A 17,702-nucleotide genomic window follows, 5' to 3' on the forward strand; every position below is an offset into this window, starting at 1 on the left:
AAAACCGTCGCCAAAAGCAACCGCCCTGTGCCACAAGAGCCGCAACAGGGACCGTTTGCGTTGAGGGTTTTTCGAGAATGGCAGACACCGCAGCGGAACCGCGACCGGCCGTGACCCCGACTTCCACCTCCACGACAGGGCGCCCGCGCGAGCCCGCCACGCTGTCGCTTGCCGTCGTGCTGGCGGTGGTGGCGAGCATCCTGGGGCTGATCATACTGGCCTGGACGGTGCTGTACGTCACCAAGGGCCGGTTCCTGAAGCCGTATTTCGAACGCTATGCCGGCGGCAGCGCGGAGCGGCGCGTGGCGGTGGCGGGCGATTTCCAGCTCTATTTCGATCCGTTCGACATCAAGTTCGTGGCGGAGGAGATCACGATCCAGAACCCGGAATGGGCGACCAAGGACGAGCTGTTCAAGGCGAAGCGCATCGACATGCGGGTCGCGTCGTTCCCGCTGATCTGGGGCACGCAGCGGGTGAAGCAGCTGAACCTGATCGACGGTGCGCTCGACATGGAATGGAATGCCGACGGGCGGCGCAACACCTGGACGCTGGGCGACCCGAACGAGAAGGGCGAGCCGTTCAAGATGCCGACGATCGTGCGGGCGAATGTCGCCGGCACGACGTTGCGCTACATCGATCCCAAGCTGTTCCTGCGCACCGACGTGAAGTTCGACACGTTGCGCGCGAGCGATACGCAGTTTGCGGACGATTTGCGTTTTACCGGCGACGGCACGCTGCGGCGGCGGCCGTTCACGATGCAGGGCGCGATCCTGTCGCCAAACGAGACGATCGCGGGCGGGCGTAACCGGCTGACCATGCGGGCGGTGTCGGGGCGCGACAAGCTGGGCGTCGATGGTACGCTGCGCGGGGCGACCGTGCTGGAGGGGGCGGACCTGAAGGTGCGTGCGGATGGCCCGAACCTGGCGGGGCTGTTCGAACTGTTGGGCGTGGTGACGCCCGAGACGCGGCGGTACAAGCTGACGTCCGACCTGACCAAGGTGGGCGAGGAATGGCGTTTCACCCGGATGAAGGGTGGGTTCGGGGTCAGTGACCTCGCCGGGCGGATGACGATCTCGCTGCCCAACGACCGGTTGCTGGTCGATGCGGACATCGTGTCGCGCAAGGTCGATATCGTCGATATCGGGCCGTTCATCGGGTACGAGCCGGAGGCGCTGGCGACGGTCGGCGTGAAGGCGGCGGTGCATCAGACGGGCAGCGTGCCGCGGCTCTTGCCCGATGCCCCCCTCCGCGCCGATTCGATCGGGCTGTTCGACGCCAAGGTGCGGTACAAGGTGGGGGCGGTGCGGGCGCCGAACCTGCCGGTGTCGAACGTGACGCTTAACCTGGTGCTGGACCGCAGCCTGCTGACCATGTCGCCGCTGACGTTCGATCTGGCGGGCGGGTTCGTGACCGCGGACGTGCGGCTGAACGCGCGGCGCAAGCTGGTGCGGACGAGTTATGACATCCGCATGTCGCCGACGCCGATGGGCAAGCTGCTCGCCGGGTTCGGGGTGGCGGAGTCGGGCACGACGGGTGTCATCAAGGCGCGCGTGCAGATGACGGGCGAGGGTGATTCGCTGCGCGCGTCGCTGGCGTCGTCGGACGGGCGGATCGCGGTGATCCTGCCGCAGGGCACGTTCTGGGCGCGCAACATCCAGCTGGCGGAGCTGGACCTCGGCACGTTCGCGCAGAAGATGTTCCAGGGGAAGCTGAAGGAACCGGTGCAGATCAACTGCGGGCTAATCGGGTTCACGGTGCGCGACGGGATCGCGACGGCCGACCCGATCCTGATCGACACGCGCAAGAACGTGATGCTGGGCCGCGGCGGGTTCAGTTTCAAGGACGAGTCGATCGACCTGGCGTTCCGCGCGGACAGCAAGAAGTTCAGCATGTTCGCGGGGCAGTCGCCGATCGGGATCAACGGCCATTTCGCGGCGCCGGGCTACAAGGTGATCAGCCCGGAACTGCTGGCGCGGGCGGGTGCTTCGCTGGGTCTGGCGCTGGTCGCGGCACCGGTGGCGGCGGTGGTCGCGTTCGTCGATGTCGGTGACGCGAAGACGACCGCGTGCGGGCCGGTGCTGGCAGGTGCGCGGGCGACGGCGCAGCGCACGGTGAAGGGCGAGGCGCGGACGGATGTCGGCAAGGGGACGAAGGCTGAGGCGAAGTCCGAAGAGGGTGGCAAGCGGAAGAAGTTTCTGGGGATCTTCTGAGGTTGTTCCCCGGCGGAGGCCGGGGCCTAGGTGAAGCGGTTGCGTCTAGGCCCCGGCTTCCGCCGGGGAACGGTCAGGCGTTGTTTATGAGAGCCAGGACCGGGTCGAGGAGGGCGGGGTCGCCGACGGCGATGACCTGGCCGTTGCTGTTGGCGTCGAGCGGGTTGCCGGACCAGTCGCGCATGACGCCACCGGCGCCCTCGACCACCGGCACGAGGGCGGCGAAGTCGTAGAGTTGCAGGCCCTGTTCGACGATGATGTCGCCGTGCCCGGCGGCGAGGAGCGCGTAGTTGTAGCAGTCGCCGCCGAGTGCGGTGTCGCGAACCGCGGCGCGGACCCGGTCGAACGCCGCGCCGCCGGGGCCGTCGAACAGCCAGGGCGAGGTGGTGGCGAGCAACGCATTGGCGATCGCGGGGCAGGCGCGCGTCGTGACGGGGACGTCGTTCAGCGTGGTAGGGCGGCCGTGCGCGCCGACCCAGCGTTCGCCCGAGATTGGTTGGTCGATCACGCCAAGCACGGGGCGGCCGTGTTCGAGCAGCGCGATCAGCGTGCCGAAGATCGGCCGGCCGGCGATGAAGGCGCGGGTGCCGTCGATCGGATCGAGCACCCAGACGCGGTCGGTATCCTCGCGTACGCGGCCATATTCCTCCCCGATGATACCGTCGGTGGGAACATGTTCGGCGAGGACGGCGCGGATCGCGCGTTCGGCGGCCTGGTCGGCCTGCGTCACGGGGGAGGCGTCGGGCTTCGTCTCGATGTCGAACCGCGCGCGGAAGAAGGGGCGGATCGCGGCACCCGCGGCGTCGGCGAGCAGGTGGGCGAGGCGGATATCGGCGTCGGTCATGGGCGCCGTCATCGCGATATCGGCGACGTTACGCAACCGTCCGACACCCGTCGCGCGGCGGCGAAAGGCATGATAGCATTCGGTTAATGACGGCGGGGGACCGGTTGGATGCCAGGTAGCGAGACGAGCGACACGCCCGACGAGATCGGGCGGCTGTACGACGAAGTGCGCGCTTTGCAGGCGCAGATCGCGGCGCGGGACGAGCGCGTGGCTCCGCGGAACGTGACCGGCGTGGTGGTCGGTGTGGCGGCGGGGGTGCTGGCGCTGGCCGGGGGCGCGTTCCTGCTGCTGACGATGGAGGTCGTGTCGTTGCCGAGCTGGGACGGGGCGGGCCGGATGATGGCGTCGCGCGCGGCCGTCGGGATCGTGGAGCGGATCTTTACGGTTTACTGAGCCCCCCGACCGGGTTCGGGCGAGGGGTGCTGTTGGCCGTCTCGGCTTCGCTCGACGGGTCCCTCGACTTCGCTCGGGATGGACGGGTTAGGGGGTGAGCGCCCGTTACGGATAGATTCGTCTCAGTCGAAGAGGCTGGAGACCGAGCTTTCGTCGGCGATGCGCTTGATCGCTTCGCCGAGCAGCGGGGCGATGGTGAGGAGGCGGATCTTTGCCGAGCCGGCGACCGCGTCGGGCGGCATGATCGAATCGGTGATGACCAGTTCGCTGAGCGTCGATCCGTCGACGCGGGCGACGGCACCGCCGGACAACACGCCGTGGCTGACATAGGCGACGACATCCTCGGCATCCGCGGCGCGCAGCGCGGCGGCGGCGTTGCAGAGCGTGCCGGCCGAATCGACGATATCGTCGACCAGGATGCAGAAGCGGCCGGCGACGTCGCCGATGATGTTCATGACCTCGCTTTCGCCCGGTCGTTCGCGGCGCTTGTCGACGATCGCCAGCGGGGCGTTGTCGAGCCGTTTGGACAGCGAGCGGGCGCGGACCACACCGCCGACGTCGGGCGACACGACGATGATGTTGCGGCCGGCGAAGCGCGCCTTGATGTCCGCCGACATGACGGGGGCGGCGTAGAGATTGTCGGTCGGGATATCGAAGAACCCCTGGATCTGCCCGGCGTGGAGATCGACCGACAGCACGCGGTCCGCACCCGCGACGGTGATGAGGTTGGCGACGAGCTTTGCCGAGATCGGGGTGCGGGGGCCGGGTTTGCGGTCCTGCCGGGCATAGCCGAAATAGGGAACGACGGCGGTGATGCGCCGCGCCGACGAGCGTTTCAGCGCGTCGATGCAGATCAGCAGTTCCATGAGGTTGTCGTTGGCGGGAAAGCCGGTCGACTGGATCACGAACACATCCTCGCCACGGACATTCTCGTGGATCTCGACGAAGACCTCCTCGTCGGCGAAGCGGCGGACGCTGGCCTGCGTCAGTTCGAGGTCGAGATAGCCGGCGATCGCCGTGGCCAGCCCGATATTGGCATTGCCGGTCAGCAGTTTCATCGCGTCATCCCCGCTCGTTACGCGGCCGCCATAACCGCGGGGGCGCGATCATGCGAGCCTTGTTAACGCATTGGGCGTTGGGAATGGTCCCGCGCATTGCTCCGCATGGTCCGCCGCCCTAGGTACGCGACATGACCGAAACGCGTAAAATCGTCCTTGCCCAGCTGCCGCAGACGGTGGGCGACCTGGCCGGCAATGCCGACCGCATGCTGGCGGTGCGCGCGGACTACCGCCACGCCGACCTGATCCTGTTCCCCGAATTGCAACTGATCGGTTATCCGCCCGAGGACTTGGTGCTGAAGCCTGCGGTGCAGGCGCGTGCGGCCGTCGAGCTGGAGCGGATGGCGGCGGCGACGGCGGACGGCGGGCCGGCGATGCTGGTCGGCACGATCCGGGTGCGCGACGGGCTGCTCTATAACGTCGTCGCGGTGCTGGACGAGGGCCGCGTGGTCGCGGTGCGCGAGAAGCATGAGCTGCCCAATTACGGGACGTTCGACGAGAAGCGCGTGTTCGCGGCCGGGCCGTTGCCGGAGCCGATCGATCTGCGGGGGATGCGGATCGGCCTGCCGGTGTGCGAGGATATCTGGTTCCCGACGGTGTGCGGGCATTTGAAGGCGGCGGGCGCGGAGATCGTGATCGCGCCGCATGGCAGCCCGTTCGAGGTGGAGAAGGACGACCTGCGCCGCGACGGGATCGCGGCGGTGCGGGTGCGCGAGACGGGGTTGCCGCTGGTGTTCCTGAACCGCGTGGGCGGGCAGGACGAACTGGTGTTCGACGGTGCGTCGTTCGTGCTGAACGGCGATGGGCGGGTCGCGCACCAGTTGCCCGAATGGGATGCGGCGGTGGTCGAGACGCTGTGGGACCGCACCGATGGCGGCGGCTGGGTGTGCCGGCCGGGGAAGGTCCATCCATGCGATCCGGCGCCGGCGGATGCCTATCATGCGATGGTCGTGGGGCTGCGCGACTATGTCGAGGCGAACCGCTTTCCGGGGGTCGTGCTCGGCCTGTCGGGCGGGATCGACAGCGCGTTGTCGGCGGCGGTGGCGGTCGATGCGCTGGGCGCGGAGCGGGTGTGGTGCGTGATGATGCCATCGCGCTTTACGGGCGACGAGAGCCTGTCCGACGCGGCGGAATGCGCGCGGATGCTCGGGTGTCGGCTCGATACCATCCCGATCGCGGCGGCGATGACGGCGTTCGACGGGATGCTGGCCGGCGTGTTCGACGGGCGTGCGCCGGACCTGGCGGAGGAGAATATTCAGTCGCGGATCCGCGGCCTGACGCTGATGGCGATCAGCAACAAGTTCGGGCCGATGCTGCTGACGACGGGGAACAAGAGCGAGATGTCGGTGGGCTATGCGACGATCTACGGCGACATGGCGGGCGGCTATTCGGTGTTGAAGGATGCGTACAAGACTTTGGTGTTCGAGCTGTCGCGCTGGCGGAACGCGAACGCGCCGCGGTTCGGGCTGGGGCCGCGCGGGCCGGTGATGCCGGACAGCGTGATCGACAAGCCGCCGTCGGCGGAGTTGCGCGAGGATCAGAAGGACAGCGATTCGTTGCCGCCCTACGACGTGCTCGACCCGATCCTGCACGGGCTGGTGGAGGAGGAGCTGTCCGTCGCCGAGCTGGTCGAGCGCGGGTATGAGCGCGAGACGGTCGTGCGGATCGAGCGGTTGTTGTACGTCGCGGAATATAAGCGGCGGCAGGCCCCGCCGGGGGTGAAGCTGGGTCGGCGGAATTTCGGGCGTGACCGGCGCTATCCGATCACCAACGCGTTTCGTTCGGCATGAGTGCCGCGGAACAGGTGGTCACGCGGTTCGCGCCGTCGCCGACCGGGACTCTGCATGTCGGCAATATCCGCACGGCTTTGCTGAACTGGCTGTTCGCGCTGCGGCATGGCGGGCGATTCCTGCTGCGGATGGACGATACCGATGCGGAGCGATCGACAGCTGCGTTTGCCGAGTCGATCGTGGCGGACCTCGACTGGCTGGGGATGCGGCCGGAGGCGATGGTGCGGCAGTCGGACCGCGATGCGCTGTACGAAGCGGCGTTCGAGCGGTTGCGCGCGGCGGGGCGGGTGTATCCGGCCTACGAGACGGCGCAGGAGCTGGACCTGAAGCGCAAGGTGCTCGCGTCGCGGCGGTTGCCGCCGATCTACGACCGTGCCGCGTTAGCGCTGAGTGATGAGGACCGGGCACGGTTGGAGGCAGAGGGTGTGCGACCGCATTGGCGGTTCCGGCTGGATCATGATGCGCCGATCATGTGGGACGATCTGGTGCGGGGGCCGCAGTCGCTCGATCCGGCGCTGCTGTCCGACCCTGTGATCCGGCGGGCGGACGGGAGCTGGCTGTACATGATGCCGTCGGCGGTCGACGATATCGACATGGGCGTGACGCATGTCGTGCGGGGCGAGGATCATGTGACCAATACGGGCATGCAGGTGCAGATATTCGCCGCGCTGGGGGCGGTGCCGCCGGCGCTCGCGCATGTCGCGCTGCTGACCGGGGACGAGGGGAAGCTGTCGAAGCGGCTCGGGTCGCTCGGCTGCGATGCGTTTCGCGAGGCGGGGATCGAGCCGGCGGCGGTGGCGGCGTTGCTCGCGCGGATCGGGACGAGCTTGGCCGTAGAGCCGATCGTGGATCCGGCGGTGCTGGCCGAGACGCTCGATTTCGGGCGGTTCGGGCGGGCGCCGGCGCGGTTCGATTTCGACGAGCTGGCGGCGGTGAATGCGCGGATCGTCCACCAGCTGCCGTTTGTGGCAGTGGTTGATCGGCTGCCGGCGGGAATGACGGCGGCGGCGTGGGATGCGGTGCGTGGGAATTTGGGGACTGTCGCCGATGCGGGGGTGTGGTGGACGGTGATTTCGGGGGAGATCGCGGTGGTGGCCGAGGGGGATCGTGCATTCCTGGCGGCGTCGGCGGAGACTGCCGAGGGGATCGATTGGGATGTTGATCCTTGGCACGCGCTGACCGCGGCGCTGAAGGCGGCGACGGGGGTTAAGGGGCGGGCGTTGTTCCATCCGTTGCGGCTGGCGTTGACGGGGCAGGATTCGGGGCCGGATATGGCGGCGTTGTTGCCGATGATCGGGCGGGAGCGGGCGGTGGCTCGGTTGCGGGCTGCTGCTGGGTGATTACACGTAACCGGGCGTATCCCCGCGGATGCGGGGATCCAGGTTTGGCGTGATGAAGTGAGGTTGGTGTTTGGGTCATAGCTGGACCCCCGCGTCCGCGGGGGTACGGTTGGGGTGCGGGGCGCTTGATTGCTCCGGGCTGGTGCCGGGCGGGGAGTGCGCCTATCTTGAGCGCATGGCAGTCTTTCCTCGTCCCAGTTCGCCGCGCCGCGTGATTGCGGATATGAAGGCGTTCATCACGACCGGCGACCGCGATCATCGCACGCCGATCGCGATTATCTCGATCCTGATGCCAATGCTGATCGTCGCGGGGTTCCTGCACGACAGTTATATGGAGCGGCCCGAGCCGGAGATGACCTTCATCCCGAGCTGGTCCGCGGACCGCAGCGACGCCGAGATCATTGCGCAGCAGAAGGTGGACGAGGCGGCGCGCGTGGCGCGCGTGAAGGAACGCCAGCGCCAGTTCCAGACGGTCGAACGCCAGTTGGGGATGTGATCGCACAGGCCGGCGATGACGCGCGCTGGATGGCGGCGGCGGTCGCGATCGGCGAGCGTGGCCGCGGGATGACTGCGCCGAACCCGGCGGTAGGATGTGTCATTGTACGCGACGGGCGCGTGATCGGTCGCGGCTGGACGCAGCCGGGCGGGCGGCCGCATGCCGAGGCGGTGGCCTTGGCGCAGGCGGGTTCGGTGGCCGGTGCGACAGTGTTCGTGACTTTGGAGCCGTGCGCGCATGAGAGTGCGCGGGGGCCGGCCTGTGCCGATCTGCTGGTCGCGGCGGGGCCGGCGCGGGTCGTGGTGGCGCTGGTCGATCCGGATGAGCGGACGGCGGGGCGCGGGATCGCGCGGTTGCGGGAGGCCGGAATCGCGGTGGATGTCGGGTGCGGGGCGGCGGGGGCGGCGGCGTCGCTCGCCGGGTTCCTGATGCGGCAGCGTGACGGGCGGCCGCAGGTGACGCTGAAGCTGGCGACTTCGCTGGACGGGCGGATCGCGCTGGCGGACGGGAGCAGCCGCTGGATCACGGGGGATCGTTCGCGTGCCCATGCGCATCTGGAACGGGCGCGGTGCGACATGATCCTGGTCGGCGGCGGTACGATGCGGATCGATGCGCCGCGGCTGGACGTGCGAATCGACGGGCTGGCGGACCGGTCGCCGCGGCGGGCGGTGCTGACCCGCGGCGCTGTGCAGGCGGGGTGGGAGCGGGTGGCTGCGCCCGAGGCGGTGGCCGGGCTGAGTGGGGTGGACACTTTACTGGTCGAAGGCGGGGCGGGGGCGGCGGCGGCCTTTCTGCGCGCGGGGCTGGTCGATCGGTTGCTGTTGTACCGCGCGCCGATCCTGATCGGGGATGGGCAGGCCGCACTGGGCGATATCGGGCTCGGCGCGTTGGATGAGGCGCATGGGCGGTGGCGGTTGGCCGACGCGCGGATGCTTGGCAGCGACCGGCTCGAAGTCTACGAGCGCGCTTGAGGATTTAGGGGCTTTCATGTTCACCGGCATCATTACGGACATCGGGAAAATCACCGCGGTCGAGGCGCGCGGCGACACGCGGCTGCGCATCGCATGCGGGTACGACATGGGCGGCGTGGACCTGGGCGCGTCGATCGCGTGCGCGGGCGTGTGCCTGACGGTGGTCGAGAAGGGCGCGGACTGGTTCGCGGTCGACCTGTCGGCCGAGAGCGTGTCGCGGACCGCGCCGGTGTGGAACGAGGGGCAGGCGCTGAACCTGGAACGCGCGCTGAAGGTCGGCGACGAGCTGGGCGGGCATATCGTGACCGGCCATGTCGACGGGGTCGGCACGATCCTGTCGAAGGTGCCGGAGGGCGATTCGCATCGCTACGAGATCCTGCTGCCGGTCGCGATCGCGCCTTATGTGGCGGGCAAGGGGTCGGTCACGATCGACGGCGTGTCGCTGACCATCAACAGCGTGGAGGACCGCGCGGACGGGCCGGTGATCGGGCTGAACATCATTCCGCACACCGGATCGGTCACGACGCTGGGGCTGCTGGAGGCGGGGCACAAGGTGCATGTCGAGATCGACGTGCTGGCGCGCTATCTGGGGCGGATGGAGGCGTTGCGGAGCCTGGCCAAGGCTTGAGTTCGTCCGGTTTGCAGTTTTCGAGGAAGAATGACGATGGCCCATATCCTGATTGTGGAAGCACGGTTCTACGATGCGTTGAACGACAGCCTGATCGCGGGTGCGCAGGCGGCGATCGAGGCGGCGGGCCATACGCACGAGACGGTGACGGTGCCGGGCGCGCTGGAGGTGCCGGGGGCGATCGCGCTGGCGGCGGAGACCGACCGGTACGACGGGTTCGTGGCGCTGGGCGTCATCATCCGCGGCGAGACATATCATTTCGAGGTCGTGTCGAACGAGAGCGCGCGCGGGCTGATGGACCTGACGCTGGCGGGGGTCGCGATCGGCAACGGCATCCTGACCGTCGAGGACGAGCAGCAGGCCTGGGTGCGCGCGCGGCCCACCGAGAAGGACAAGGGCGGCGAGGCTGCGAAGGCGGCATTGGCGATGCTGGCGCTGCGCGAGCGGTTTGCGGACTGAAGCCGCCGGTCTGGCCGGGCCTGTCCCGCTTCATTTAAAAGGAGAGTATTGATGAAATCGATTGGTTTCATGCTGGGGCTGGTCGCGGTCGCGACCGGCGCGACGGCGGCGGCGCCCGTGCGGCGCGCGGTGCCGATCACGGTCGGCGTCAACAATGAGCGGTTCACGCCGGCGCGGATCACGTTGCGGCGGGGCGCGTCCTATGCGCTGACCATCCGTAACCGATCGGACCGGCGGCATAATTTCTCGGCACCGGAGTTTTTCCGTCTCGCGCGCGTCACGCCGCGCGACGCGGTGCTGGTCCGCAACAATCGGGTGGATGTGATGGCGGGGCGGAGTGCCACCGTGCACTTCCGCGCGCCCGATACGCCCAATGCGGTTTACCGGTTTCGGAGCACCAACCTGCGCGATGCGACGACGAACATGAAGGGCGAGATCCTGGTGCGGTAACGGTCTGCGGCCCTGCCTCGATCAATGAGGCAGGGCCGCGGTTGGCCGATCAGGCGGCGGCAGTTTCCAACGCCGGGTAGTCGATATAGCCCTCGGGGCCCTGGCTGTACCAGGTCTTGGCGTCGTCCTTGGCGAGCGGCGCGCCCGTCTGGAGGCGGGTGACGAGGTCCGGGTTGCCGATGAACGGGCGACCGAAGCTGATCCCGTCGGCGATGCCGGTGTCGAGTTCGGCCTGCGCCTTGTCCGCGCTGTCATAGTCCGAATTGACGATCAGCGGACCGGTGAAGACCTTGCGGATTTCGGGCGACAGCTTGGGCACGTCGGTGTTGCCGAACGTGCCGTCGGGGCCGGGTTCGCGCAGTTCTAGGAAGCCGATGCCGAGGTCGGACAGCATCTTGGCGGCCGGCAGGAACAGTTCGGTCGGGTTGCTGTCATCGACGCCCTGCGAATCGCCGTTGGGCGACAGGCGGACGCTGGTGCGGCCGGCGCCGGCGACAGAGATGACGCGCTCGGTCACTTCGCGGAGCAGGCGGATGCGGTTTTCGACGCTGCCGCCGTAATTGTCGGTGCGGAAGTTCGCGTTGTCGCGCAGGAACTGGTCGATCAGGTAGCCGTTCGCGGCGTGGATCTGGACCCCGTCGAACCCGGCGGCCAGCGCGTTGCGCGTCGCCAGTTCGTAATCGTTCAGCAGGCGCGGGATTTCGTCGAGTTCGAGCGGGCGCGCGACCTCGAAATCCTGCTTGCCCTCATAGGTGTGCGCCTGGCCGGCGGTCGCGGTGGCGGAGGACGACACGGGCTGCGTCTTGATGACCGAGCTGTGGACCTGGCGGCCCATGTGCCAGAGCTGCATCACGATGCGGCCGCCGGCGGCGTGGACGGAGTCGGTGACGGGCTTCCATGCGGCGACCTGTTCGTCGTTCCAGATGCCGGGCGCGTAGGGCCAGCCGAGCCCTTCCTGGCTGATGCCGGTCGCTTCGGTGATGATCAGGCCGGCGGTCGCACGCTGCGTGTAATAGTCGACCATCATGTCGACGGGGACATGGTCGCGCGTGGAGCGGCCGCGGGTGAGCGGGGCCATCAGAATTCGATTCGGGGCGGTGATGTCGCCGAGCTGGATCGGGTCGAACAGGGTGGGCATGGATGGGGTCCTTCGTGTCAGTTCATGTTGCAGTGCAAGATAGGGGCGCGGGGCGGCCATCGTCAGGGTTGCAGGGTGAGAAAAGCTATCCCACCGGAAAGAAGTGCGGTCCGGGACGCGCGAAATCGGCGGGATCGCTTGGTGTCGGCGGGGGTCGGCGCTATGTTACGGACATGACCGACAGCACCGCAAATCCGGCAGGCGAGCCGGCCCCGATCGCGCCAAGCGAGATGACGCTGGACGAGCTGCGCGAGGCGCTGGCGCCCGTGCTGCCGATGCATGCGGCGTTCGACGGCTGGGGCGAGGCGGCGCTGGCGCAGGCAGCGGACGAGCTGGGCGTGCCGGCGGACCGCGCGCGGCTGGCGTTCCCAGGCGGGGCGATCGACATGATCGACGCGTGGTTCGTGTCGATCGACGCCGAGATGCCGGTGCGCGCGCCGGCACCGATGCTGCGCGCACGGAAGGTGCGTGACCGGATCACCCGGCTGATCGCGGCGCGGCTGGACACGATGGAGATCCACCGCGAGGCGTTGCGGCGTGCGCTGGCGATTTTGGCCATGCCGCAGAATGCGCCCCGCGCGGCGCGGCTGGGGTGGCGCGCGGCGGACGGGATGTGGCGGCTGGCCGGCGATACGGCGGTCGATCTGTCCTTCTACACCAAGCGGCTGACGCTGGCCGGGGTCTATGCCGCGACGTTGCTGGTGTTCGTCGACGACCAGACCGATAATTTCGCCGACACGCGCGCCTTCCTCGACCGGCGGATCGCCGGCGTGATGCGGTTCGAGAAGCTGAAGGCGCAGTTGAAGCCCGATCCGGACCGGATGTTCAGCCCGGTGCGGTTCCTCGGCCGGTTGCGTTATCCTGCATCCTGAACCGGGCAGGTTGCGCCGGGCGGAACGGATCGGGGCTGGCGTTCGTACTGGAATAATGATAATCATTCGCAAGCAAATATGTGAATGGACGTTATGCGCCTGAACGACCTGCCCCCGCGCGAAGCCGCGCTCATTCGCGTGATCGACTGGACCGCGCTCAAGGCGAGCGAGGCCCGGCGGATGCGCGAACTGGGCTTCGACGAAGGGGTGCGAGTCGAAACGCTGCACCGCGGGCCGATGGGGATGGACCCGATCGCCTGCCGCGTCGGCCGCATGACGATCGCGCTGCGCCGCAAGACGGCGGCCGCCGTGTCGGTCGAGCCGTTTCCGATGGCGGCGGAGTGAATTCAGCACCGCTGGTCGCGCTCGTCGGGAACCCCAATGCCGGCAAGAGCGCGCTGTTCAACGCGCTGACCGGGGCCCGCCAGAAGGTGGGCAATTATCCCGGCGTGACCGTGGAGCGGAAATCCGGGCGGATGGCATTGCCCGACGGTCGCCCGATCGAGCTGGTCGACCTGCCCGGCACCTACAGCCTGGACCCTGCAAGCCCCGACGAGCAGGTGACGCGCGACGTGGTGGTCGGGCGACAGGAGGGCGAGCGGCTGCCGTCCGCGCTGGTCGTGGTGCTGGACGCGACGAATCTCGACAATCACCTGCGCTTCGCGTTGCAGCTGATCGCGCTCGGCCTGCCGGTCGTGATCGCGCTCAACATGATCGACATGGCGAAGCGTGACGGGCTGACGATCGATGTCGCCGCGCTGTCCAAGGCGCTGGGCGTGCCGGTGGTCGAGACGGTCGCGGTGCGGCGGCTGGGGATGGATGAACTCAAGACCGCGCTGGCCACCGTGGTCGGCGACGGAACGCGGACGGTGCGTGCGGGCGCGCCGCCGGAACACGACATCGTCACGCTGCAACGCCGGGCACGCGCGATCGCGGTGGCGGCGACGCAGGAGGAGAGCCTGGAGCGGCGCTGGACGCACCGGCTGGACGCGGTGGCGCTGCACCCGGTCAGCGGTCCGATCGTGCTGGCGGTGATCCTGTTCGTGATGTTCCAGGCGGTGTTCTCTTGGTCCGAGGCGCCGGTCGGGTGGATCGAGGCCGGGTTCGCGTGGGCGCAAGACGCGGTGAACGGCGTGCTGCCGGCCGGGATCTTGCGGTCGCTGCTGGTGGACGGCGTGATTGCGGGTATCGGATCGGTGCTGGTGTTCCTGCCGCTGATCCTGATCCTGTTCCTGTTCATCCTGCTGCTGGAAGCCTCCGGCTACATGGTGCGCGCGGCGTTCCTGATGGACCGGCTGATGGCGGGCGTGGGCCTGTCCGGGCGGGCGTTCATCCCGCTGCTGTCGTCGTTCGCCTGCGCGATTCCGGGCATCATGGCGACGCGGACGATCGACGATCCGAAGGACCGGCTGACGACGATCCTGATCGCGCCGCTGATGACCTGTTCCGCCAGGTTGCCGGTCTATGCGGTGATCATTGGGGCGTTCATCCCGGCGCGTGAGGTGGGGCTTGGCGTCGGATTGCAGGGGCTGGTGCTGTTCGGGCTGTACATGACGGGGATCGTCGCGGCGATGGTCGCGGCGTTCGTGATCCGCCGGACGATCGCGAAGGGTGAGAGCGCCGGGTTCATGATGGAGATGCCGCGGTACCAGATGCCGGTGTTCCGCGACGTGGCGATCGGGCTGATGCAGCGTGCGTGGATCTTCCTGCACCGCGCGGGCACGCTGATTTTGCTGGCGACCGTGCTGCTGTGGGCGCTGCTGACCTTTCCGCAGTCGCCGACCGGGCGCGATCAGGTGCGCTATTCCGCGGCGGGGCGGATCGCGAGCGGGCTGGAGACGATCGTCCGGCCGATCGGGTTCAACCACGAAATCGCGCTGGCGATCATCCCGGCGATGGCGGCGCGCGAGGTCGCGGTGTCCGCGCTGGCGACGGTGTATGCGATCGAGGGCGGGGACGAGGTGCAGACCGAGCGGTCGCTGGTCGGGCGGCTGCGCGGGCGGTGGTCGCTGCCGACCGCGCTGGCGTTCCTCATGTGGTTCGTGTTCGCGCCGCAATGCCTGTCGACGATCGCGGTGATCAAGCGGGAGACGAACAGCTGGCGCTGGCCGCTGTTCAGCTTGGCCTATCTGTTCGTACTGGCGTACCTTGCGGCAGGGGCTACTTTCTGGTTAGCCACCGCGCTCGGATTATAGGAGCGGGTCGCATGGCAGGCGTCAACAAGGTCATCATCGTCGGCAATCTGGGTGCGGACCCGACGTCGAAGAGTTTCCAGAACGGCGGCAAGGTCGTCAACCTGCGCATCGCCACGTCCGACACGTGGAAGGACAAGAATACCGGCGAGCGCAAGGAGAAGACCGAATGGCATTCGGTGGCGATCTTCTCCGAACCGCTGGGCCGCGTGGCGGAGCAATATCTGCGCAAGGGCAGCAAGGTCTATATCGAGGGCAAGCTGGCGACCCGGAAGTGGCAGGACCCGCAGGGCAACGACCGCTATTCGACCGAGATCGTGCTGCAGGGCTTCGACGGGCAGCTGGTGATGCTCGACGGCCGCGGTGAAGGCGGGGCTGGCGGCGGCGGCGGTGCGCGCGGCGGTTCCGGCGGCGGCGACGAGTGGGGCGCTGGTGGTGGCGGCTATAACGACGGCGGGAACGGCGGCTCCGGCGGCGGTGCGCGGGGCGGGTCCTCGTCCGGGGGCGGATCGCGCACGTCGAGCGCGTTCGACAGCGATCTGGATGATGACGTTCCGTTCTGAGCCTTGTCTTTCCGACCAGATTCGTTTGCCCTGAGTAGGGGCTGAACCTGTCGAAGACCCGTATCGAAGGGGCTGTGCGCCATGCTTCGATACGAGCCCCTCGATACGCGCCGAGGGGCGCTACTCGGGCTCTCCTCAGCACGAACGGGATTGGTGGGGGTGTAGTCTGTGTGCCGTTGCGCGGCGCGTGCCTACGGCGTGGTATAAGATTGCGGCGGGCGTTGCGCGGCGTTCTCGACAGGCTCGAACCGAACGGGTTGTGGGGGGGGGGCAGGTCTAGCCTACGCAGTCTGTGCGTGCGCCTCTGCTGCTTGCGCCCGGGCGAAGGCCTTAGCTCGTAGGTTAGGTTGGCTTCTCGACTTCGCTCGAAGGGTCCCTCGACTTCGCTCGGGATGGACGGGCTGGGGGTGTTCTGACCCGCCAGAGCTAGTTGGGCGGCAGTGCGCCTCGATTGCGTTTTGATCTCGGGTGATCCCGTCCCGCAATCCCGTTCGGTTCGAGCTTGTCGAGAACTGCCCCCGTTCTCGACAAGCTCGAACCGAACGGGGTGGGGTTCAGTGTGACCGGGTGACCGGCGTCTGAGTTCGCCCGCCTTACCGCCTTACCGCCTTGGCGCGGCGCCGGCGAAAGTGACGACGCTTTCCGCGCCGCCGGCGGCGAGCGCGGAGACGCCGACGAAGGTGTCGTCGATGTTGATGTTCTTCAGGACCAGCGTCGTGGTCGCGGCGGGGACGTCGCGGTGGTCGGTCCAGTCGGATTTGTCGGCGCGGCGGTAGCGGACGCGGTAGCCGGTGGCGGCGGGGACGGGGGACCAGGCGACGGTGGTGTCGGCCTTCAGCGCGCCGGCGATGGTGACGCCGGTGGGTGCGCCGGGAGCGTTGGCCAGTTCGCGGGCGACGGCCAGGTTGAGTGCGGTGACTTTCGCCAGATAGGGGAAGTCGACGCCGTCGATCGTGTCGCCGAAGCGGGTGCCGGCCTCGGTGCGGAGGTCCTGATGCTGGCGATCGTAATTTTCGACCGCCTCGCTGAACCGGACGGCGGGGTAGCCGGCTTCGAGGAACGGGGTCTGGTCGCCGCCGCGGCCGAAGCGGTCGGGGCGGTGGACGGTGACGACCTCGAGCGCGGCGGTGTTCGGCGTGCCGACCCGGCGGACGAGTTTGGCAAGCGCGCGCGAGGGGCCGTCATCCTCCGCGCCGATCTGGCGCATCGTTTTCGCGGCGGGCAGGTCGGCGGCGGCGGACAGGCTTTCGCTGAACACGCGGACGCGGTTGGCGACATGATCGCCGCCCTGGCCGTGGGTGTTGCCGACGATGTCGTTGTTGAGCACGCCCGCGACTTGCCAGCCGCGCTTGGTCGCGAGATCGGCGAGCAGCTTGCCGCCCCACAGGCCCTGTTCCTCGCCGGAAAGTAGCGCGTAGACGATGGTAGCGGGGAAGCGTTCCTTCGACAGGATGCGCGCGGCCTCGATCACCAGCGCGCTGCCCGATGCGTCGTCGTTCGCGCCGGGGGCGTCGGCGGTGGCGTTCATGACGTCGGTGACGCGGCTGTCGATATGGCCCTGGATGATGATGACCCGGTTCGGGTCGGTGGTCCCGCGCTGGATGGCGATCACGTCCTCGACCATCACGCCGGCGGGGGCGCGGGGCCCTTCGAACCGCTGCGCGGGGCGTTCGACGGTGAGGCAGTTGTTACACGCGCGGGAGATGGCCTGGAAGCGGTTGGCGCCCCAGGTGCGCGCCGCGCCGATGCCGCGTTTTGGGTCGGTTGCGGACGACAGCGTGTGGCGCGTGCCAAACGAGACGAGCGCGGCGACCGACTTGCGCAGTTCGGCCGGATCGGGGGCGGGCGCGGCCGCGATGAGCGTGATGGCGGCGGCGACGAGGAGCAGGGATTTCATGGTGCGCAAGGTGCGCAGGGCGGCGGCACCGGTCAAGCCGTTATGCCGCCGCGGAGACGTCAGATCGTGAGGTGATCCTTGGGGGCCGGGCGCGGGGCCTTGCCGGGCTTGCGGTTGGTGTAGAGCAGCGCCGCGACGATGGCGGCGGACCCGATGCCGACCGCGGCACCGGCGATCAGCAGGTTGCGGTCGCTGGACGATGTGTCGGGCTCGGCAGCCGAGGCCACGGGCGTCGGCGTTGCGGCGTAGCCGTGCGGCGCGGGGTGGACGGGGAAAGGCGAGACGGACGCGTCGGGAACGGGGGGCGTGTGGGACATCGGGCGATCCTCCATGACAGTGCGATGACAACGTAGACCGCAGGCTGCGGTTCATTCGTGGCGCGGATGCGGCTAGGATGCGGC

At 68.5% G+C, this 17,702-nt stretch carries 18 protein-coding genes; 13 read left to right on the plus strand and 5 right to left on the minus strand.

What is annotated here, in order from left to right:
* The first annotated feature begins 77 nt into the window (after positions 1–77).
* Positions 78–2,210: an AsmA family protein gene (locus ACFSGX_RS01375; protein ID WP_380926911.1), complete on the plus strand. Its 2,133-nt coding sequence runs from the start codon at positions 78–80 to the stop codon at positions 2,208–2,210.
* A gap of 73 nt (positions 2,211–2,283) precedes the next feature.
* Here the strand turns inward: ACFSGX_RS01375 and hisN are convergent, their stop codons facing one another.
* On the minus strand, positions 2,284–3,054 hold the full coding sequence (gene hisN, locus ACFSGX_RS01380; protein ID WP_380926912.1) for a histidinol-phosphatase: 771 nt from the start codon (positions 3,052–3,054) through the stop codon (positions 2,284–2,286).
* 108 nt (positions 3,055–3,162) lie between these two features.
* Here hisN and ACFSGX_RS01385 point away from each other — a divergent pair, with 108 nt between their 5' ends.
* Positions 3,163–3,447 (plus strand): hypothetical protein, encoded by a 285-nt coding sequence (locus tag ACFSGX_RS01385; protein WP_157176769.1) that lies wholly within the window; start codon positions 3,163–3,165, stop codon positions 3,445–3,447.
* A 122-nt stretch (positions 3,448–3,569) separates the two neighbouring features.
* Here ACFSGX_RS01385 and ACFSGX_RS01390 read toward each other — a convergent pair whose 3' ends face one another.
* On the minus strand, positions 3,570–4,505 hold the full coding sequence (locus ACFSGX_RS01390) for a ribose-phosphate pyrophosphokinase (RefSeq protein ID WP_380926914.1): 936 nt from the start codon (positions 4,503–4,505) through the stop codon (positions 3,570–3,572).
* A 131-nt stretch (positions 4,506–4,636) separates the two neighbouring features.
* On the opposite strand from ACFSGX_RS01390, the gene ACFSGX_RS01395 reads away from it, so the two are divergent.
* The 7 genes from ACFSGX_RS01395 (at position 4,637) to ACFSGX_RS01425 (ending at position 10,639) form a co-directional block, all read left to right on the plus strand.
* Positions 4,637–6,295 (plus strand): NAD+ synthase, encoded by a 1,659-nt coding sequence (locus ACFSGX_RS01395; RefSeq protein WP_380926915.1) that lies wholly within the window; start codon positions 4,637–4,639, stop codon positions 6,293–6,295.
* Positions 6,292–7,635 carry a glutamate--tRNA ligase gene (locus ACFSGX_RS01400; RefSeq protein ID WP_380926917.1) on the plus strand — a complete coding sequence of 448 codons (1,344 nt, stop codon included), beginning with the start codon at positions 6,292–6,294 and terminating at the stop codon, positions 7,633–7,635. The genes ACFSGX_RS01395 and ACFSGX_RS01400 overlap by 4 nt, the downstream gene beginning before the upstream one ends.
* 175 nt (positions 7,636–7,810) lie before the next feature.
* Positions 7,811–8,131, plus strand: coding sequence for a hypothetical protein (locus ACFSGX_RS01405; RefSeq protein WP_380926918.1), 321 nt, complete (start codon positions 7,811–7,813; stop codon positions 8,129–8,131).
* 29 nt (positions 8,132–8,160) lie between these two features.
* On the plus strand, positions 8,161–9,102 hold the full coding sequence (gene ribD, locus ACFSGX_RS01410; RefSeq protein WP_380928192.1) for a bifunctional diaminohydroxyphosphoribosylaminopyrimidine deaminase/5-amino-6-(5-phosphoribosylamino)uracil reductase RibD: 942 nt from the start codon (positions 8,161–8,163) through the stop codon (positions 9,100–9,102).
* A 16-nt stretch (positions 9,103–9,118) separates the two neighbouring features.
* Positions 9,119–9,730: a riboflavin synthase gene (locus tag ACFSGX_RS01415; protein ID WP_380926920.1), complete on the plus strand. Its 612-nt coding sequence runs from the start codon at positions 9,119–9,121 to the stop codon at positions 9,728–9,730.
* Between the two features lie 36 nt (positions 9,731–9,766).
* Positions 9,767–10,189: a 6,7-dimethyl-8-ribityllumazine synthase gene (gene ribH / locus ACFSGX_RS01420; RefSeq protein ID WP_157176775.1), complete on the plus strand. Its 423-nt coding sequence runs from the start codon at positions 9,767–9,769 to the stop codon at positions 10,187–10,189.
* Between the two features lie 51 nt (positions 10,190–10,240).
* Positions 10,241–10,639, plus strand: a complete 399-nt coding sequence (locus ACFSGX_RS01425; protein WP_380926922.1) for a cupredoxin domain-containing protein — start codon at positions 10,241–10,243, stop codon at positions 10,637–10,639.
* A gap of 49 nt (positions 10,640–10,688) precedes the next feature.
* On the opposite strand, the gene ACFSGX_RS01430 is transcribed toward ACFSGX_RS01425, so the two are convergent.
* Positions 10,689–11,777 (minus strand): alkene reductase, encoded by a 1,089-nt coding sequence (locus tag ACFSGX_RS01430; protein ID WP_380926923.1) that lies wholly within the window; start codon positions 11,775–11,777, stop codon positions 10,689–10,691.
* A gap of 173 nt (positions 11,778–11,950) precedes the next feature.
* Here ACFSGX_RS01430 and ACFSGX_RS01435 point away from each other — a divergent pair, with 173 nt between their 5' ends.
* From ACFSGX_RS01435 to ssb, 4 genes are all read left to right on the plus strand, one after another.
* The gene (locus ACFSGX_RS01435; protein WP_380926925.1) at positions 11,951–12,649 is read left to right on the plus strand and encodes a COQ9 family protein; all 699 of its coding nucleotides are present in this window, start codon (positions 11,951–11,953) and stop codon (positions 12,647–12,649) included.
* Between the two features lie 93 nt (positions 12,650–12,742).
* A complete protein-coding gene (locus ACFSGX_RS01440) occupies positions 12,743–12,994 on the plus strand; it encodes a FeoA family protein (protein ID WP_380928193.1) in 252 nt (83 codons plus the stop codon).
* A complete protein-coding gene (gene feoB, locus ACFSGX_RS01445) occupies positions 12,991–14,844 on the plus strand; it encodes a ferrous iron transporter B (protein ID WP_380926927.1) in 1,854 nt (617 codons plus the stop codon). The genes ACFSGX_RS01440 and feoB overlap by 4 nt, the downstream gene beginning before the upstream one ends.
* An 11-nt stretch (positions 14,845–14,855) precedes the next feature.
* A complete protein-coding gene (gene ssb, locus ACFSGX_RS01450; RefSeq protein WP_380926928.1) occupies positions 14,856–15,404 on the plus strand; it encodes a single-stranded DNA-binding protein in 549 nt (182 codons plus the stop codon).
* A 601-nt stretch (positions 15,405–16,005) separates the two neighbouring features.
* Here the strand turns inward: ssb and ACFSGX_RS01455 are convergent.
* Together ACFSGX_RS01455 and ACFSGX_RS01460 are read right to left on the minus strand one after the other, a co-directional pair.
* Positions 16,006–17,301, minus strand: a complete 1,296-nt coding sequence (locus ACFSGX_RS01455; protein ID WP_380926930.1) for a M28 family metallopeptidase — start codon at positions 17,299–17,301, stop codon at positions 16,006–16,008.
* A gap of 59 nt (positions 17,302–17,360) precedes the next feature.
* The gene (locus tag ACFSGX_RS01460) at positions 17,361–17,618 is read right to left on the minus strand and encodes a hypothetical protein (RefSeq protein WP_380926931.1); all 258 of its coding nucleotides are present in this window, start codon (positions 17,616–17,618) and stop codon (positions 17,361–17,363) included.
* Between the last annotated feature and the right edge of the window lie 84 nt (positions 17,619–17,702).

Source organism: Sphingomonas arantia (assembly GCF_042682045.1).
GTDB classification, from domain to species: domain Bacteria; phylum Pseudomonadota; class Alphaproteobacteria; order Sphingomonadales; family Sphingomonadaceae; genus Sphingomonas_R; species Sphingomonas_R arantia.

Bases quoted from the DNA above. Each gene is read 5' to 3' on its own strand.
- ACFSGX_RS01375 (WP_380926911.1), top strand. From the start codon at position 78: ATGGCAGACACCGCAGCGGAACCGCGACCGGCCGTGACCCCGACTTCC.
- hisN (WP_380926912.1), bottom strand. From the start codon at position 3,054: ATGACCGACGCCGATATCCGCCTCGCCCACCTGCTCGCCGACGCCGCG.
- ACFSGX_RS01385 (WP_157176769.1), top strand. From the start codon at position 3,163: ATGCCAGGTAGCGAGACGAGCGACACGCCCGACGAGATCGGGCGGCTG.
- ACFSGX_RS01390 (WP_380926914.1), bottom strand. From the start codon at position 4,505: ATGAAACTGCTGACCGGCAATGCCAATATCGGGCTGGCCACGGCGATC.
- ACFSGX_RS01395 (WP_380926915.1), top strand. From the start codon at position 4,637: ATGACCGAAACGCGTAAAATCGTCCTTGCCCAGCTGCCGCAGACGGTG.
- ACFSGX_RS01400 (WP_380926917.1), top strand. From the start codon at position 6,292: ATGAGTGCCGCGGAACAGGTGGTCACGCGGTTCGCGCCGTCGCCGACC.
- ACFSGX_RS01405 (WP_380926918.1), top strand. From the start codon at position 7,811: ATGGCAGTCTTTCCTCGTCCCAGTTCGCCGCGCCGCGTGATTGCGGAT.
- ribD (WP_380928192.1), top strand. From the start codon at position 8,161: ATGGCGGCGGCGGTCGCGATCGGCGAGCGTGGCCGCGGGATGACTGCG.
- ACFSGX_RS01415 (WP_380926920.1), top strand. From the start codon at position 9,119: ATGTTCACCGGCATCATTACGGACATCGGGAAAATCACCGCGGTCGAG.
- ribH (WP_157176775.1), top strand. From the start codon at position 9,767: ATGGCCCATATCCTGATTGTGGAAGCACGGTTCTACGATGCGTTGAAC.
- ACFSGX_RS01425 (WP_380926922.1), top strand. From the start codon at position 10,241: ATGAAATCGATTGGTTTCATGCTGGGGCTGGTCGCGGTCGCGACCGGC.
- ACFSGX_RS01430 (WP_380926923.1), bottom strand. From the start codon at position 11,777: ATGCCCACCCTGTTCGACCCGATCCAGCTCGGCGACATCACCGCCCCG.
- ACFSGX_RS01435 (WP_380926925.1), top strand. From the start codon at position 11,951: ATGACCGACAGCACCGCAAATCCGGCAGGCGAGCCGGCCCCGATCGCG.
- ACFSGX_RS01440 (WP_380928193.1), top strand. From the start codon at position 12,743: ATGCGCCTGAACGACCTGCCCCCGCGCGAAGCCGCGCTCATTCGCGTG.
- ssb (WP_380926928.1), top strand. From the start codon at position 14,856: ATGGCAGGCGTCAACAAGGTCATCATCGTCGGCAATCTGGGTGCGGAC.
- ACFSGX_RS01455 (WP_380926930.1), bottom strand. From the start codon at position 17,301: ATGAAATCCCTGCTCCTCGTCGCCGCCGCCATCACGCTCATCGCGGCC.
- ACFSGX_RS01460 (WP_380926931.1), bottom strand. From the start codon at position 17,618: ATGTCCCACACGCCCCCCGTTCCCGACGCGTCCGTCTCGCCTTTCCCC.